Here is a 13,567-nt window from a genome sequence, read left to right on the forward strand (position 1 = left end):
ATTAATATTGTTTTGAATCCATATATAGTGAGGTGATGGGTTTTGAAATTACTGCATTTGTATGAGGACGTCTGTGTCTTACCAGACCAAGACTTGGTACAAGAAAATGCGAACGTGGACGGTAAATCCCCGCTCGGGAAACTAGCACGACTCTCTTCGGAAGTGTCGAAAGAACTATCGCAGACGTATTTGATGTCGGAGCGATCAAAACAGGCCGTCACTGATAACTATTTATACGTGCACGACGCCGACTATTACATCACAGGATCGACGACATGTTGTCAAATTCCACTCGGTCAATTATTAAAAGATGGATTCCATACGGGGCATGGAACAATCCGGTCACCAAAGGACATTCGCTCCGCTATGGCACTCGCATCGATCATCCTTCAAGCGAATCAAAATATGCAGCATGGGGGGCAGGCCTTCCCGATGTTTGACGTCGACTTGGCACCGTATGTCGAGAAGACATATGAGCGTCAACTGAGCCGACTCCAATCCTTACCCGTTGACTGGGAAGAAACGCAATTGGAGATACTCGCGGAAGAAGAGACGATTTCGGCGACGTATCAGGCGTGTGAGGCGTTCATCCACAATGCGAACTCGATGCACTCACGAGGTGGCGGGCAAGTGCCTTTCGTTTCGATCAATTATGGAACGGACACATCAAAGTGGGGACGTATCCTCATTCGAGAGTTACTTCGTGCCACGGAACGAGGGTTAGGGAACGGAGAGACTCCTATTTTTCCTATTCAAATCTTTAAAGTGAAGGAAGGAATCAACTTTCGGGAGGACGATCCGAACGTCGATCTTTTCCGTGAAGCATGTCGGGTCACAGGAAAACGGCTATTTCCGAATTTCTCCTTCATCGATGCCCCGTTCAATGCCGCTTACTATGATGGGACGCATGCATCTGAAGTGGCGTATATGGGTTGCCGCACTCGGGTCATGGGAAACCGGCACGGAGAAGAGACGTCGATCGGTCGTGGCAATCTTTCCTTTTCCACACTCAACTTGGTGAAGATGGCACTTGTCTCGGAGTCGATCTCGGATTTTTACAGCATTCTCAACCGATATGTCGACATCGGGATCGAACAGTTAGTCGAGCGTTTCGAATATCAATGTACGCGTTGCGCTGAAGAATTTCGTTTCCTCTACACACAAGGTGTCTGGCGTGGAAGTGAGCAGTTACATATTCATGATGAAGTCCGAGACGTATTGAAACAAGGAACGCTTTCACTCGGTTTCATCGGACTCGCTGAAACGTTGAAGGTGTTGACGGGAGGTACACATGCTGAGTCGCGTGAAGCAGAGCGACTCGGTCTTGACATCGTCACGCATTTGGCCAATCGCATGCGTGCGGCAGCCGAAACGTACGACTTGAACTTTTCGTTGCTCGCGACACCGGCAGAAGGATTGTCAGGTAAATTTGTGACGCGAGACCAGGAAACGTTTGGGATGATTGAAGGTGTCACTAATCGTGCCTTTTATACAAATTCATTCCACGTGCCGGTCTATCAGTCTGTATCAATTCGTGAGAAAATCCGAATCGAGGCACCGTATCACGCATTGTGTGACGCGGGACATATTTCATATGTCGAAGTCGATGGGTCACTTGCCCATAATGCTGAAGCGGTGGAATCGATTGTCCGCTTGATGCGTCAGCATGATATCGGTTACGGTTCCATCAATCATCCCGTCGACCGATGCGGAAATTGTGGGTTAGAAGGACTGATTGACGATGCCTGTCCGACGTGTGGCGAGGATACAAACATTGAACGAATCCGCCGCATCACCGGTTATTTGGTCGGGACGATGGACCGTTGGAATACGGCGAAGCGAGAAGAAGAGCGGGCGAGGGTGAAACACGATGCGCATTCTATCCGTCGTTGAAGAATCCGTCGTCGATGGACCGGGGATCCGGACGGTCATCTTTACTGCTGGCTGTCCGCATCACTGTAAAGGGTGTCACAATCCTTCCTCGTGGAATCCAACCGGGGGTGAGGATGTCGAAGTAGAGGAACTTGTTCAGCGCGTCAAGCTCAGTGGTTGGGACGGGGTGACCATTTCTGGAGGCGAACCGTTTCTTCAATCGTCAGCGTTAGCAAAACTCGTCACGGCATGTAAGTCGCTCGGTAAAAATGTGTGGGTGTATACGGGTTATACGCTCGAACAGTTGGAAGCGAAGCACGACGAAGCGATTCAAACCGTATTGGACTACGCCGATGTGCTCGTCGACGGTCGTTACGAGCAGTCGCTACGAGATATGGGACTTCGTTTTCGAGGATCGAGTAATCAACGGATCATCTTTTTGAATAAAGTATAATCGAGGCAGAGATGTCTCGATTTTTTGTATAATGATGAAAAAGGGGGAGTTTTAATGAAATGGTGTAGTTTTGAGATGCAGGAAGAGCAACGAGTGGGGATTGTCAAAGGCGATTTCGTTTTTGATGTCAGCAATCAAGTACATACGACAAATTTATTAGAAGTGATCGCGCGTGAGTTCGAACCAGATATCGATTTGGACGTGGCGCCCTCATACCGAATGACGGATGTGAAACTACTCGCCCCGTACCGTCCATTGAAAAACGTGATTTGTATCGGCAAGAACTACGAAGAACACGTGAAAGAGATGGATACAGCAGGAGCAGGGAAACTCGTCATCTTCACGAAAGCACCGACCTCGGTCGTCGGTCCGGAAGCGGTCATTGAGCGTCATCCTGAATTGACGGACAAACTTGACTATGAAGGTGAACTCGCCGTCATCATCGGCAAGTCTGGACGAGACATCGAAGCGGTCGAGGAGCACATTTTCGGTTACACCATTCTAAACGATGTGACGGCTCGAGACGTGCAAAAAGAACATGTCCAATTCTTCCGTGGCAAGTCGTTCGATACGTTTTGTCCGATGGGACCGTTCGTCGTCACACCGGACGAGCTCCAGTTCCCTCTCCAAATCAAAACAAGTGTCAATGGGGAGACGCGTCAAGATGGGACGACAGCCGATATGATTCGTCCGATTGATGAACTCATTCGTACACTGTCGAAAGGCATGACGCTCGAAGCGGGCGACGTCATCGCGACGGGTACACCAGCCGGAGTTGGGCACGGGATGACGCCACCGACGTATCTACAAACGGGAGACACGGTCGAAGTGACGATTGAAGGTCTCGGTACGTTAAGAAATGTGATTGTCTGAATGAAATGACGTAAAATGTGAAGAATCTTGTAATTCATTTATTATTTTATAAATGAGTGTTCCTCTTCGTTATAGTAAGGGTAGAAGATAACACAGAGGAGATGAATCATTATGGATCGTCACGATCAATCAAATGAACACGATCAATTACATGAATCAGAGCAACAAAAAGATTGGTTAGATACAGAACTCGGTTCATCCAACCGAGAAGAGACAAAAGTACGAACACAATCAAAACCGTCATTCGTCAGCCGTATGTTCCCGGGACTTGTCGGTGGAGTCATCGGAGCGTTGTTGACGGGCGCAATCGCATATCCGTTCATCGACCAACCCGCGACGAGTGTGAGTGACACGAACGTGACCTCGCAAGGGACTCCGGTCCAAACGTCATCGAACGTATCCGATTCTTCGGTCACAAATGCCGTCGCGACCGCTCAACCGGCCGTCGTGACTGTAAACAACTTCGCCCAAAGCGGATTCTCGAGTGAAGCGGTCGAGGCTGGAGTCGGATCGGGCGTCATCTATAAAAAAGAAGGCGACTCAGCATATATCGCGACGAACCATCATGTCGTCAACGGGGCTGATAAATTGACGGTCACTTTCAATGACGGGACGACTGCGGAAGCGACACTCATGGGAAGTGACGCGACGTATGACTTGGCCGTCTTAAAAGTAGACGCTGATAAGGTACCGGCCGTTATTTCAATCGGGAAATCGAGTGAGTTGAAACCGGGACAAACGGTCATCGCCATCGGGAATCCGCTCGGACAATTCGAGAACTCCGTGACGCGCGGTGTCGTCTCATCGACGTCACGTCTCGTACCGGTCGATACAGATGAGAACGGACAGGCCGACTTCAACGCCGAGGTTATTCAAACGGATGCGGCCATCAACCCAGGTAACTCAGGTGGTGCGTTAATCAACGAAGAAGGACAACTCGTCGGGATCAACTCGATGAAAATTGCGACAGCAGAAGTTGAAGGGGTCGGATTCTCAATCCCGGTCGACATCGCGTTGCCGCTCATCAATCAAATTGAACAGACGGGAGAAGTAAATCATCCGTCACTCGGCGTCTCACTTCGTGACGTATCAGAGTTCCCTCCAGGTTACTTGACGGAACAAATCAACTTACCTGAATCGGTGACTGCCGGAACGATCATCGTGGAAGTGCAACAAAATAGTTCAGCTGCGAAAGCGGGTCTTAAGGCACGTGACGTCATCGTAAAAATTAATGACAAAGACGTCAGCTCGTTCATTGATCTCCGTAGTGAATTGATTCGAGATACAGACGGAACGGTCGACATCGAATATATCCGGGACGGAAAAACGGAGACGGTTCAAGTCGAGATTCAAAATGCGAACGGTTCTGCATTGTAAAAGGTGGGCAATATGCCCGCCTTTTTTGCTATGCTTATACAAAAGGAGGATGAGTTATGGTACGAAATTTATATGGGGTGTTACTATTCGGGGCAGGAATTTTACATTTTGTAAGAGAGAAGGCGTTCATGTCGATTATTCCGAAATCTTGGCCGTTCCGCCGACTGATGGTGCAACTAAGCGGAGTCGTTGAAGTCGTGTTCGGGGCGATGCTCTTACTCAACAAGGGAACATCGTTCGTGAAACGGACGCTACCGGCATTCTTTATCGCCGTCTTCCCGGCAAATATCAACATGGCCGTCAAGCCATCTAGAATCGGTGGGAAGGTCATTCCGAAATGGATTACATGGGGACGACTCCCGCTTCAATGGGTTTTGATCAAAGGTGTCAAAAAAATATAAAGGTGTGGAGATACATATGACAAGCGTACTCAAGTGGTTTGAGCATTTCCATGCTCATCCAGAAATCAGTTGGAAAGAAGTCGAGACGACTCGAACAATCGCATCCATCTTATCAGACTGGTCGATTCCCCATCGAACGTTTGAGGACGTGACCGGAGTAATCGCGGAGATTGGATCGGGAGAAGAAGTGATTGCGGTCCGCGCCGATATCGACGCGTTATGGCAACAAGTGGACGCTACGTTTCGAGCGAACCATTCATGTGGGCACGACGCGAACATCAGCATGGTACTCGGTGCGCTCGAACAGTTGAAAGACGAAACGTTACAAAAGCGAATCCGTTTCATCTTCCAACCTGCCGAAGAGCAAGGGAATGGTTCGCTCGCCATGATCGAACGAGGGGCGTTAGAGGACGTGACGCAACTGTTCGGAATCCATTTACGTCCACAAGAAGAGTTGAAAAGGGGACAATATGCGGCGGCGATTCAACATGGTGCTGCCTTCTTCTTAAAGGGAGAGATCATTGGGGATGATGCGCATGGTGCGAGACCACATCAAGGACAAAACGCACTCGATGTCATCTTCACGATTCAACACATGCTCAAAAGCATTTACTTGTCACCGTTTGAGCCGCACTCTGTCAAGTTGACAAAAGTCCATGCTGGAAGTGACAACATGAACATCATTCCAGGAAATGCGACGTTCTCGATTGATGTCCGTGCTCAACAAAATGAGGAATTGCTCGAACTGCGAAATCGTGTCGAAGACATGCTACTTCATGTCGGGCAGCTTCATCGTGTGAAACTGGGATGGGAGTGGCAAGACTTCACACCGGGAGCGGTCGTTGGGGAACAGTCAAGTCAGATTGCGAAGCAGGCGATTGAGCAACGCTTCGGTCAGTCGGCTCTCGTCGAGAGAATTGTCACGTCAGGTAGCGATGATTTTCATTTCTATACCGTCGAGAAACCGTCACTTGATGCGACGATGATTGGAATCGGCGCTGATTTAGGTCCAGGCCTTCATCATCCGCATATGACGTTTGACCATGACGCGTTAGAAGATGGGGCACGCCTACTTGCGGATGCGCTCCGAATTGCAGCAACATAATTCAGAATGAGTGGGATAGACAGATGTCTGTCCACTCATTTTTTTATTGCATCCATCCCTTGTAAGCGCTATCATAACGTTATTAGCGACAATATAACGACAATTCTGAATTTTCGCTATAGGGGAGGAAGTTAGATGGAAACAACGGGGAACAAGCAAAACATGAAGCTAGGGTGGGCGCTATTACCACTTGGTGTGATGATTGTCGTCATGCTCATCTCAATCGTCAAGCTCGGTCAAGGACCACACATCCCGCTCATCGTCGGAACGGCAGTCGCTTCAATCGTCGCCTGGCGACACGGGTTCAAGTGGAAAGAGATTGAAGAGATGATGTATAAGGGGATTCGTCTCGCCTTACCGGCAGTCGTCATCATCATTTTGGTCGGGTTGACGATTGGGGCATGGATCGGTGGAGGGATTGTTGCGACGATGATCTATTTCGGGCTGAAGATCATTTCACCGGCATACTTTTTGTTAACGATTTGTCTCATCTGTGCGGTCGTCGCCCTTTCGATCGGGAGCTCATGGTCGACGATGGGGACGATTGGAGTAGCGGGGATGGGCATCGGGCTGAGTATGGGGATACCAGCGCCGATGGTAGCGGGGGCTGTCATCTCTGGTGCATATTTTGGGGACAAGATGTCACCATTGTCAGACACGACAAACTTGGCGGCCGGCTTGACTCATACGAATTTATTCGTACATATCCGGCACATGTTATATACGACGATTCCAGGACTTATCATCGCGCTAGGGGTATACGCTTGGCTAGGTAGACGGTTCGCAGATTCGACGACGGACTCTTCAGAGATCACACAGACGCTTAACATTCTTGAAGATAGTTTTGTCATCTCACCATGGTTACTCATCGTCCCACTCGCCGTCATTTTGCTCGTTGCAAAGAAGGTGCCAGCGATTCCGGCGCTCGTCGTCGGGATTGCACTGGGCTTCTTGGCTCAAGTGTTCATTCAAGGTGGAACGCTCGCTGACAGCGTAGGCGCTCTTCAGAGTGGTTATGTCATCGAGACGGGAAATGAACTGGTCGATAACCTCTTCAGTAGAGGTGGTCTTGATGCGATGATGTACACGGTCTCGATGACCATCGTCGCGATGACGTTCGGGGGGATTTTAGAATATTCGGGAATGCTACAATCTATTATGAACCAAATTTTGAAATTGGCGAAAACGGCAGGTTCGTTGATTGCTTCAACGATTTTAGCTGGGATTGCAACGAATGCGACGTGTTCGGAGCAGTACATCTCAATCGTCGTCCCGTCGAGAATGTTTGCTGGAGCGTATGAAAAAATGGGATTACAGTCAAAAAACTTATCTCGTGCCCTCGAGGACGGTGGAACATTGACATCCGTGTTCATCCCGTGGAATACGTGTGGGGTATTCATTCTCGGCACACTTGGGGTCGGAGCTTTCGAATATGCACCGTACGCCGTCTTGAACTTCATCGTACCAGTCATCTCGATTGTATATGCCTTTACGGGATATACGATTGAGCGCATGGCAGTCATCCAACAGGAAGAACCTGTCGCGGAACAAGCGGCTCAATAAAACGATTCCCGGTCGTCAATCGACCGGGAATTGAAATTTATAGACGGTACGCGGACGACCTTGGCTGTAGCTCATCTCTTCGCCAATCCGATGAACAAGTTTTGCATCAACCAATTTTTTGATGAGTCGCTCTGTCGTACGACGTGTCACGTTTAAATGGTCGGTCAACTCTTTCGCTGTAAACTCGAGATGGTCCGTTGAAAAGTGAATGAGCTTTTCGATATTAATCGGACTCATACCCGTCTGCTTCATCATGTCATAGACACGCGTTTGCGTGACACGGAAATGAATAGGTGCCGGTTGATCGCTGAACGTCATTCGTTTTGAATCGTCGACGATTCGTATAGTGGAATTACTTGTCGTATGAAGGGCAAGTTCGGCATGCTCAACGGCGCGTTGATAATCGGAACCATACCCGATCCCTACATGACCAGAAATGTTCTCTGACAAGATGAAACCGTTTGACATGGCGGAGTCAATCTTTCCTTTACTCGATAATAGGACGATACCGTCTTGAGTGGTCTCCATCAATTTACCACCGAAATAATGATGTGTTGTCACATGGTTGAGCGTATCTTCACTTGCATCCGAGTAGAAGAGCACGGCTAGTTGTGACTGGTCTGATTTGTTCAATCGAATCTGTTGAATAAAATCATGGAAGTGGTGGAGAATTCTCTCTTCCGGCTCAATCATGAGTTGGCTAGCAAAACCATTTTCCACTAAGTGTCGATGAACTCGCTCGACACTCGTCAAGGCGAATCGAGTCGTCCCATTTCGTTGAAGTTGCTCATGAAACGAAATCAACTCTTCGAAATTCATATACGGACTGAGTTCTTTCACTTGCGGTGGCGACATGTGGCTTGGAAACGATGCTAAAATTGATTCAAGTCGTGACGCATCAACGAGATCGATGGAGAGCTCTTCGATTCGGAGCTGTTGTGTCAATGTCACGTATAAAAGTGACGTCAATAACACGACATCATCTTGAACGACGTGATGGGCAAATGGAAGGTTCGCTTCCTCCATCGCATACGTATAAGGGAATGAACCGGAAAAGAACACTCCGTCGAAAAATAGGAGATGCGTAGCGATGTTTTTCGCTTCTCGCGGGTCATCATAAGGAAATCCCTCGATTCGAACATCGGGTAAGGAAGAACCGTTCTGTACCTGTTGTATAAACGATGGTGAGCCGACAACGGCGATATGGATGGACATGTAAAATCCCCCTTGCAATTTAGCGACTATATAACGACAATATAGAGGAAAGGACAGTTGAAGTAAAGGAGTGATGAACATGAATATTCAAAAAATAGAAATTTTCTCGGTTCGCTTTCCATTAAAGGTACCATTCATCGTCAGTTATCACCGTTATGATGATATGCCTTCTGTCATCGTCAAAATGACAACCGCATGTGGACTTGTCGGTTATGGAGAAGCCGTGGCGGATGAGCATGTGACGGGTGAGTCCGCTGAGAGCACGGTCAGTGTACTCCGTCATCTATTGGCTCCGCTCTTAATCGGAAAAAATCCGATGCACCTAGAGCATATTCATGACGAGATGGACCGTGCGATTCGTGGTGTTCCGGCTGCCAAAGCAGCACTTGATATCGCGTGTCATGATGTGATCGGGAAAAAGCTGAATCAACCAATCTACGAATGGATTGGCGGTCGGTACCATGAATCATTCCCAGTCACTCACGTCTTGAGTATCGGAGAGCCGAGCCATATGGCACAAGAGGCACTCGAACAAATGAAACGAGGCTATACAGCAGTGAAGATGAAGGTCGGAGTCGATGTGCAAACGGACGTGGCGCGTGTCAAGGCGGTACGGGAAGCGGTAGGAAATGACGTGCCGATTCGAGTCGACGTTAACCAGGGATGGATCAACGCGGCCAATACGGTTCAAGCCATGCGTCTACTCGAACCGTATGGAATCGACTGGGTCGAACAACCGGTCAAGGCGGATGATTTTGAAGGCATGCTCGAAGTGAAACAAAAAATCTCAGTCCCGCTCATGATGGATGAAGGGTTGAAAGATATTCACGATATGAGACGCTTGACGATGATGCAGGCAGCCCATAAAGCGAACATCAAGCTGATGAAGTGCGGTGGCATCTATCCAGCGAAGAAGTTGGTCCATATGGCGGAGATGTCCGGAATCGAAAGCCAGATTGGTTCTATGGTCGAATCCTCCATTGCATCGAGTGCAGGATTCCATGTCGCTTTCTCGAGTAAAATCGTGAAGACGGTCGAGTTGACGGGTCCGCTCCGGTTCGGGAAAGATGTAGGAAACTTATCATATGATTTACCAATCATCTCGCTGAACGATCGTCCGGGACTAGGTATTGACGTCGATGAGGACGTGTTACGTGAATTGACGACGGAATCTTACGTGGTTGGAGATGAGTCGCATGTGGCAAGGTGAGATCAAAGACCTTTCACTTCATGTATGCGTCCTAGGCTTGTCGGATTTACCGGAACTGTTAGCCGTTCAAGATACGGTCATTCAGGCGTTGGCTGAACCGGAGCACTATCAATCGTTATCGGTTGAAGAGTTCACGAAACTGTTGACGGATCAGACGTTGATTGGGGCAAAAGCAGATGGTCGGATTATCGCGTTCCGAGCGATGCTCATCCCACCGATTGATGCGGAGCATCTAGGGCGAGATATCGGATGGCCGGAGGATTCGCTTGAACGTGTCCTGTATCAGGAAGTGACGAACGTCCATCCAGACTTCCGTGGATATGGACTACAGACACATTTAGGCAAACTGTTGATGGCACAAGTGGAATCGGAGGATCGATTCGATGTCGTCTGTGCGACTGTCGCACCGTTCAATATTCCAAGCATGAAAGACAAGTTCACGCTTGGACTCCGAATCGGGGCGTTGAAAGAAAAGTATGGCGGGAAACTCCGCTATATCTTTTACAAAGAGATGCATCGTTCGTGGCATCCCACATCAGTTGCGCAAGATGTACCGATGGAAAATCGTGGGCGACAAGTTGAGTTGCTTCAAGCCGGTTGGGTCGGGACGGGCATGATGAAACAAGGGGAACAGTGGATTGTTCGATATGAGAAGTAAAAAATCCTCGTCAAGCTGACGAGGATTTTGTTTATTCGAGAACGAAGAGTACATCATTCGCGAATTTCTCATACGTACGGTCACTCGGGTGGAACTGATCGGACGCTAAATCTCTTGATAAGTCAGAGATGTAGGCGAACGGATCGATCACATCGATATTCTGCGTATTCGCCAATTGCTTCGCGGATGCGTTCCAATCAAGGATGAGCTGATTGAATGCTTGTCCATTCTCATCATTTTGAAACGGATTGTATAGACCGATATACACGATGGTTGCTGAATCGTTGAGTGATCGAATTTCAGTGAAAATCGTTTCTAAATTCGTCTTCGCATCCGTGACCACTTGTTGAATATCGACGGATTCGAAGTTATCGACGTTTTCCCCACGGTTGAACAAATCGTTTCCACCGATGGTCAACGTGATATATCGTGCGTTCTCAATCGTTCGACGCACTTCAGGTTGCTCGAGTTGTGTGAGTAAATCTTCTGTTCGTGCCCCAGACACGGCAAGGTTTTGCGTACGTACGCCTTCTTCTTCAAGAGCAGTGCTGACAGGCTGTACATATCCTGCGCCTGATGTTGACCCCACACCGCGTGTCAACGAATCGCCTAATGCGACGTAGACGTCTCCTTCTGGCTCGGGACGTTCATCTTCGGAGACGGAAAGTGTTCGCTCCGGCGGATTGACGATATCTTGATAGCCGATCCATAGACCGTAGACGGCGATTCCCGTTAAAAGAACGGCGCCACTTAAAAATGCATACCATTTCGACTGTTTCATGGGCTGACCTCGCTTTCTATATAAACATCATATCAAATATAAATGGATGTGCCCTATGTGAATGTTCGAATAGGACAGATTCGCTTTTGTCCGATAGAATAAAGAAAGAGGTGAGACAATGGAACCGACGTTAAAGCTACATCAACTAACTAAAGTGATTGGGAAAAAGACGATTATCGATAACATTTCGTTAGACGTCTACCCGGGTGAGGTCTTCGGATTTTTAGGGCCGAACGGCGCCGGGAAGACAACGACGATTCGAATGATTGTTGGCTTGATCAAACCGACGAAAGGAAATGTATCGATTTGTGGGTATCGTGTCGACAAACAATTCGTCCAAGCGATGAATCAAATCGGCGCAATCGTCGAGAATCCAGAGCTGTATAAGTTTCTATCCGGACGTGAGAACTTAGAAGCGTTCGCACGCATGTTACCTGGCGTCGATGATAAGCGAATCCAAGAAGTCATTGACCTCGTCGATTTGACTGCTCGAATCGATGATAAAGTGAAGACGTACTCTCTCGGGATGCGTCAGCGGCTCGGGATTGCCCAAGCGTTATTAAACAATCCACGGGTGCTCATCTTGGATGAGCCGACGAACGGGCTCGATCCGATGGGGATTCGGGATTTACGACTTTTCATCCGTCGTCTCGTAGAAGAAACGGGGCTGAGTGTTCTTGTGTCGAGCCACATCCTAGCTGAAATTGAGCTATTAGCGGACCGAGTCGCCATCATGTCGCGAGGCAAGATTGTCAAGGTGGGGACGGTCCATGCTTTAATCGAAGAACTCGCGTCAACGATCGACTTACATGTGACGAATAGCTTTGAAGTATTACCGATCGTTCAAGGATACGAAGGAATCGACCAAGCGGACGTGGTGGACGAACGGACGATTCGTATATCCATGAACGTGGAAGAGACGGCGAAGTTGAATCGCTATTTGATGGAAAGAGACGTCGAGGTGTTCGGACTCGAGCGCCGTGTCCAAACGTTAGAGGACCTCTTCATCACGTTGACAGGCGGTGATCACATTGCCTAATCCATCGATGCTCGGCCTCATTCGTAATGAAGTGCTCAAGATTCATCGGAAACGCAGATTGATGGTCGTCTCTATCATCTTGATCGTACTTGTTTCGATGTTCACGTATGCGAATTATCGTCAAATCGAGAAACAACGAGAAGAACAAGGAACGATTGATTGGCGTGTCGATCTACAACAAGAGATCATCGATACACAAAACCGACTCGCCTCCGCGAACGTCCAAGACGAGTTCCGGCAGATCCTTGAGTTCCAAGTCCAACAGAATCAGTATTATCTTGATAATGATATCAATCCGAATTATCCCGGAGCTCCGACGTTTATGCGTGTCTTCTTCTCCCAAGGGACAACGCTCGTCCTACCACTGTTCATTATCGTATTGATGGCAGATATCGTGAGCGGAGAACATAACGATGGGACAATCAAGACGCTGTTATCGCGACCAGTCCGGCGATATAAGATTTTGCTCGCCAAATGGCTGACGACACTCCTCTATACATCGATCTTAATATTTGTGACCGCCGTCGTCAGTTACGCCATATCCGGCATCGTTCTCGGCTGGGACGGATGGAACGCTCCGATTTTGACCGGTTTCCAAGCTTCGCCGACCGGAACATTCTCGACCGACTTTGTGCATACATTGCCGATGTGGGAGTACCTGCTTATGTCGATGGGTCTTTCATGGCTCGTCGTGGCTGCGGTCGGAACAATTTCTCTCATGATTTCTGTTTTGGTGAAAAATACGGCGACTGGAATCGGAATCATGATGGCTGTCCTCATCTCGGGGCCATTATTGACATCGCTTGGTTCAAACTGGGATAGCTCGAAATACCTGGTGAACGTCAACTTCGGTCTTCATACCTATTTGGAAGGACAGGCTCCCCCGATTGATGGGATGACGTTACCGTTTTCGTTACTCGTCATTCTCATTTGGTCGATGGCCGCCTTGGCGTATGCGTTTTACCACTTTACCCAAAAAGATGTGTATTAATTATTCGTGCTCCTTTCCTAAGGAGCAC

At 48.5% G+C, this 13,567-nt stretch carries 13 protein-coding genes; 11 read left to right on the forward strand and 2 right to left on the reverse strand.

All coding sequences use genetic code 11. From position 1 onward, the window contains the following. Window positions 1-42 precede the first annotated feature (42 nt). The 7 genes from KNO65_RS08275 (at window position 43) to nhaC (ending at window position 7,645) form a co-directional block, all read left to right on the forward strand. Complete coding sequence (locus KNO65_RS08275) at window positions 43-1,893, forward strand: anaerobic ribonucleoside triphosphate reductase (RefSeq protein WP_214783136.1); 1,851 nt, start codon at window positions 43-45, stop codon at window positions 1,891-1,893. Next, window positions 1,871-2,326: an anaerobic ribonucleoside-triphosphate reductase activating protein gene (gene nrdG / locus KNO65_RS08280; RefSeq protein WP_159562209.1), complete on the forward strand. Its 456-nt coding sequence runs from the start codon at window positions 1,871-1,873 to the stop codon at window positions 2,324-2,326. Before KNO65_RS08275 ends, nrdG begins: the two co-directional genes overlap by 23 nt. Window positions 2,327-2,380: 54 nt before the next feature. Then, on the forward strand, window positions 2,381-3,199 hold the full coding sequence (locus KNO65_RS08285) for a fumarylacetoacetate hydrolase family protein (protein ID WP_214783139.1): 819 nt from the start codon (window positions 2,381-2,383) through the stop codon (window positions 3,197-3,199). A gap of 111 nt (window positions 3,200-3,310) precedes the next feature. Continuing rightward, the gene (locus KNO65_RS08290) at window positions 3,311-4,576 is read left to right on the forward strand and encodes a S1C family serine protease (protein WP_084543085.1); all 1,266 of its coding nucleotides are present in this window, start codon (window positions 3,311-3,313) and stop codon (window positions 4,574-4,576) included. Window positions 4,577-4,632: 56 nt separating this feature from the next. Continuing rightward, window positions 4,633-4,977, forward strand: a complete 345-nt coding sequence (locus KNO65_RS08295; RefSeq protein WP_078146805.1) for a DoxX family protein — start codon at window positions 4,633-4,635, stop codon at window positions 4,975-4,977. A 16-nt stretch (window positions 4,978-4,993) separates the two neighbouring features. Then, window positions 4,994-6,082: an amidohydrolase gene (locus KNO65_RS08300; RefSeq protein ID WP_214783142.1), complete on the forward strand. Its 1,089-nt coding sequence runs from the start codon at window positions 4,994-4,996 to the stop codon at window positions 6,080-6,082. Window positions 6,083-6,244: 162 nt separating this feature from the next. After that, complete coding sequence (gene nhaC / locus KNO65_RS08305) at window positions 6,245-7,645, forward strand: Na+/H+ antiporter NhaC (RefSeq protein ID WP_371730215.1); 1,401 nt, start codon at window positions 6,245-6,247, stop codon at window positions 7,643-7,645. 15 nt (window positions 7,646-7,660) lie between these two features. On the opposite strand, the gene KNO65_RS08310 is transcribed toward nhaC, so the two are convergent. Next, on the reverse strand, window positions 7,661-8,860 hold the full coding sequence (locus KNO65_RS08310) for a hypothetical protein (protein ID WP_214783148.1): 1,200 nt from the start codon (window positions 8,858-8,860) through the stop codon (window positions 7,661-7,663). A gap of 79 nt (window positions 8,861-8,939) precedes the next feature. On the opposite strand from KNO65_RS08310, the gene KNO65_RS08315 reads away from it, so the two are divergent. Together KNO65_RS08315 and KNO65_RS08320 are read left to right on the forward strand one after the other, a co-directional pair. Further along, window positions 8,940-10,070 (forward strand): mandelate racemase/muconate lactonizing enzyme family protein, encoded by a 1,131-nt coding sequence (locus tag KNO65_RS08315; RefSeq protein WP_214783151.1) that lies wholly within the window; start codon window positions 8,940-8,942, stop codon window positions 10,068-10,070. Next, a complete protein-coding gene (locus tag KNO65_RS08320) occupies window positions 10,057-10,728 on the forward strand; it encodes a GNAT family N-acetyltransferase (protein ID WP_214783154.1) in 672 nt (223 codons plus the stop codon). Before KNO65_RS08315 ends, KNO65_RS08320 begins: the two co-directional genes overlap by 14 nt. Before the next feature lie 31 nt (window positions 10,729-10,759). Here KNO65_RS08320 and KNO65_RS08325 read toward each other — a convergent pair whose 3' ends face one another. Further along, entirely contained in the window at window positions 10,760-11,509 is a 750-nt protein-coding gene (locus tag KNO65_RS08325; RefSeq protein ID WP_214783158.1) for a GDSL-type esterase/lipase family protein, read from the reverse strand. A 118-nt stretch (window positions 11,510-11,627) separates the two neighbouring features. On the opposite strand from KNO65_RS08325, the gene KNO65_RS08330 reads away from it, so the two are divergent. After that, on the forward strand, window positions 11,628-12,548 hold the full coding sequence (locus KNO65_RS08330) for an ABC transporter ATP-binding protein (protein ID WP_214783161.1): 921 nt from the start codon (window positions 11,628-11,630) through the stop codon (window positions 12,546-12,548). After that, window positions 12,541-13,539 (forward strand): ABC transporter permease, encoded by a 999-nt coding sequence (locus tag KNO65_RS08335; protein ID WP_012726177.1) that lies wholly within the window; start codon window positions 12,541-12,543, stop codon window positions 13,537-13,539. Before KNO65_RS08330 ends, KNO65_RS08335 begins: the two co-directional genes overlap by 8 nt. The last annotated feature ends 28 nt before the right edge of the window (window positions 13,540-13,567 follow it).

It is taken from the genome of Exiguobacterium sp. S3 (assembly GCF_018617295.1).
GTDB lineage: Bacteria > Bacillota > Bacilli > Exiguobacteriales > Exiguobacteriaceae > Exiguobacterium > Exiguobacterium profundum.

Excerpts from the sequence above, each read along its gene's own strand:
- KNO65_RS08290 (WP_084543085.1), top strand. The coding sequence starts at position 3,311 with ATGGATCGTCACGATCAATCAAATGAACACGATCAATTACATGAATCA.
- KNO65_RS08310 (WP_214783148.1), bottom strand. The coding sequence starts at position 8,860 with ATGTCCATCCATATCGCCGTTGTCGGCTCACCATCGTTTATACAACAG.
- KNO65_RS08330 (WP_214783161.1), top strand. The coding sequence starts at position 11,628 with ATGGAACCGACGTTAAAGCTACATCAACTAACTAAAGTGATTGGGAAA.
- KNO65_RS08320 (WP_214783154.1), top strand. The coding sequence starts at position 10,057 with ATGTGGCAAGGTGAGATCAAAGACCTTTCACTTCATGTATGCGTCCTA.
- KNO65_RS08300 (WP_214783142.1), top strand. The coding sequence starts at position 4,994 with ATGACAAGCGTACTCAAGTGGTTTGAGCATTTCCATGCTCATCCAGAA.
- KNO65_RS08285 (WP_214783139.1), top strand. The coding sequence starts at position 2,381 with ATGAAATGGTGTAGTTTTGAGATGCAGGAAGAGCAACGAGTGGGGATT.
- KNO65_RS08295 (WP_078146805.1), top strand. The coding sequence starts at position 4,633 with ATGGTACGAAATTTATATGGGGTGTTACTATTCGGGGCAGGAATTTTA.
- KNO65_RS08325 (WP_214783158.1), bottom strand. The coding sequence starts at position 11,509 with ATGAAACAGTCGAAATGGTATGCATTTTTAAGTGGCGCCGTTCTTTTA.
- nhaC (WP_371730215.1), top strand. The coding sequence starts at position 6,245 with ATGAAGCTAGGGTGGGCGCTATTACCACTTGGTGTGATGATTGTCGTC.
- KNO65_RS08315 (WP_214783151.1), top strand. The coding sequence starts at position 8,940 with ATGAATATTCAAAAAATAGAAATTTTCTCGGTTCGCTTTCCATTAAAG.
- nrdG (WP_159562209.1), top strand. The coding sequence starts at position 1,871 with ATGCGCATTCTATCCGTCGTTGAAGAATCCGTCGTCGATGGACCGGGG.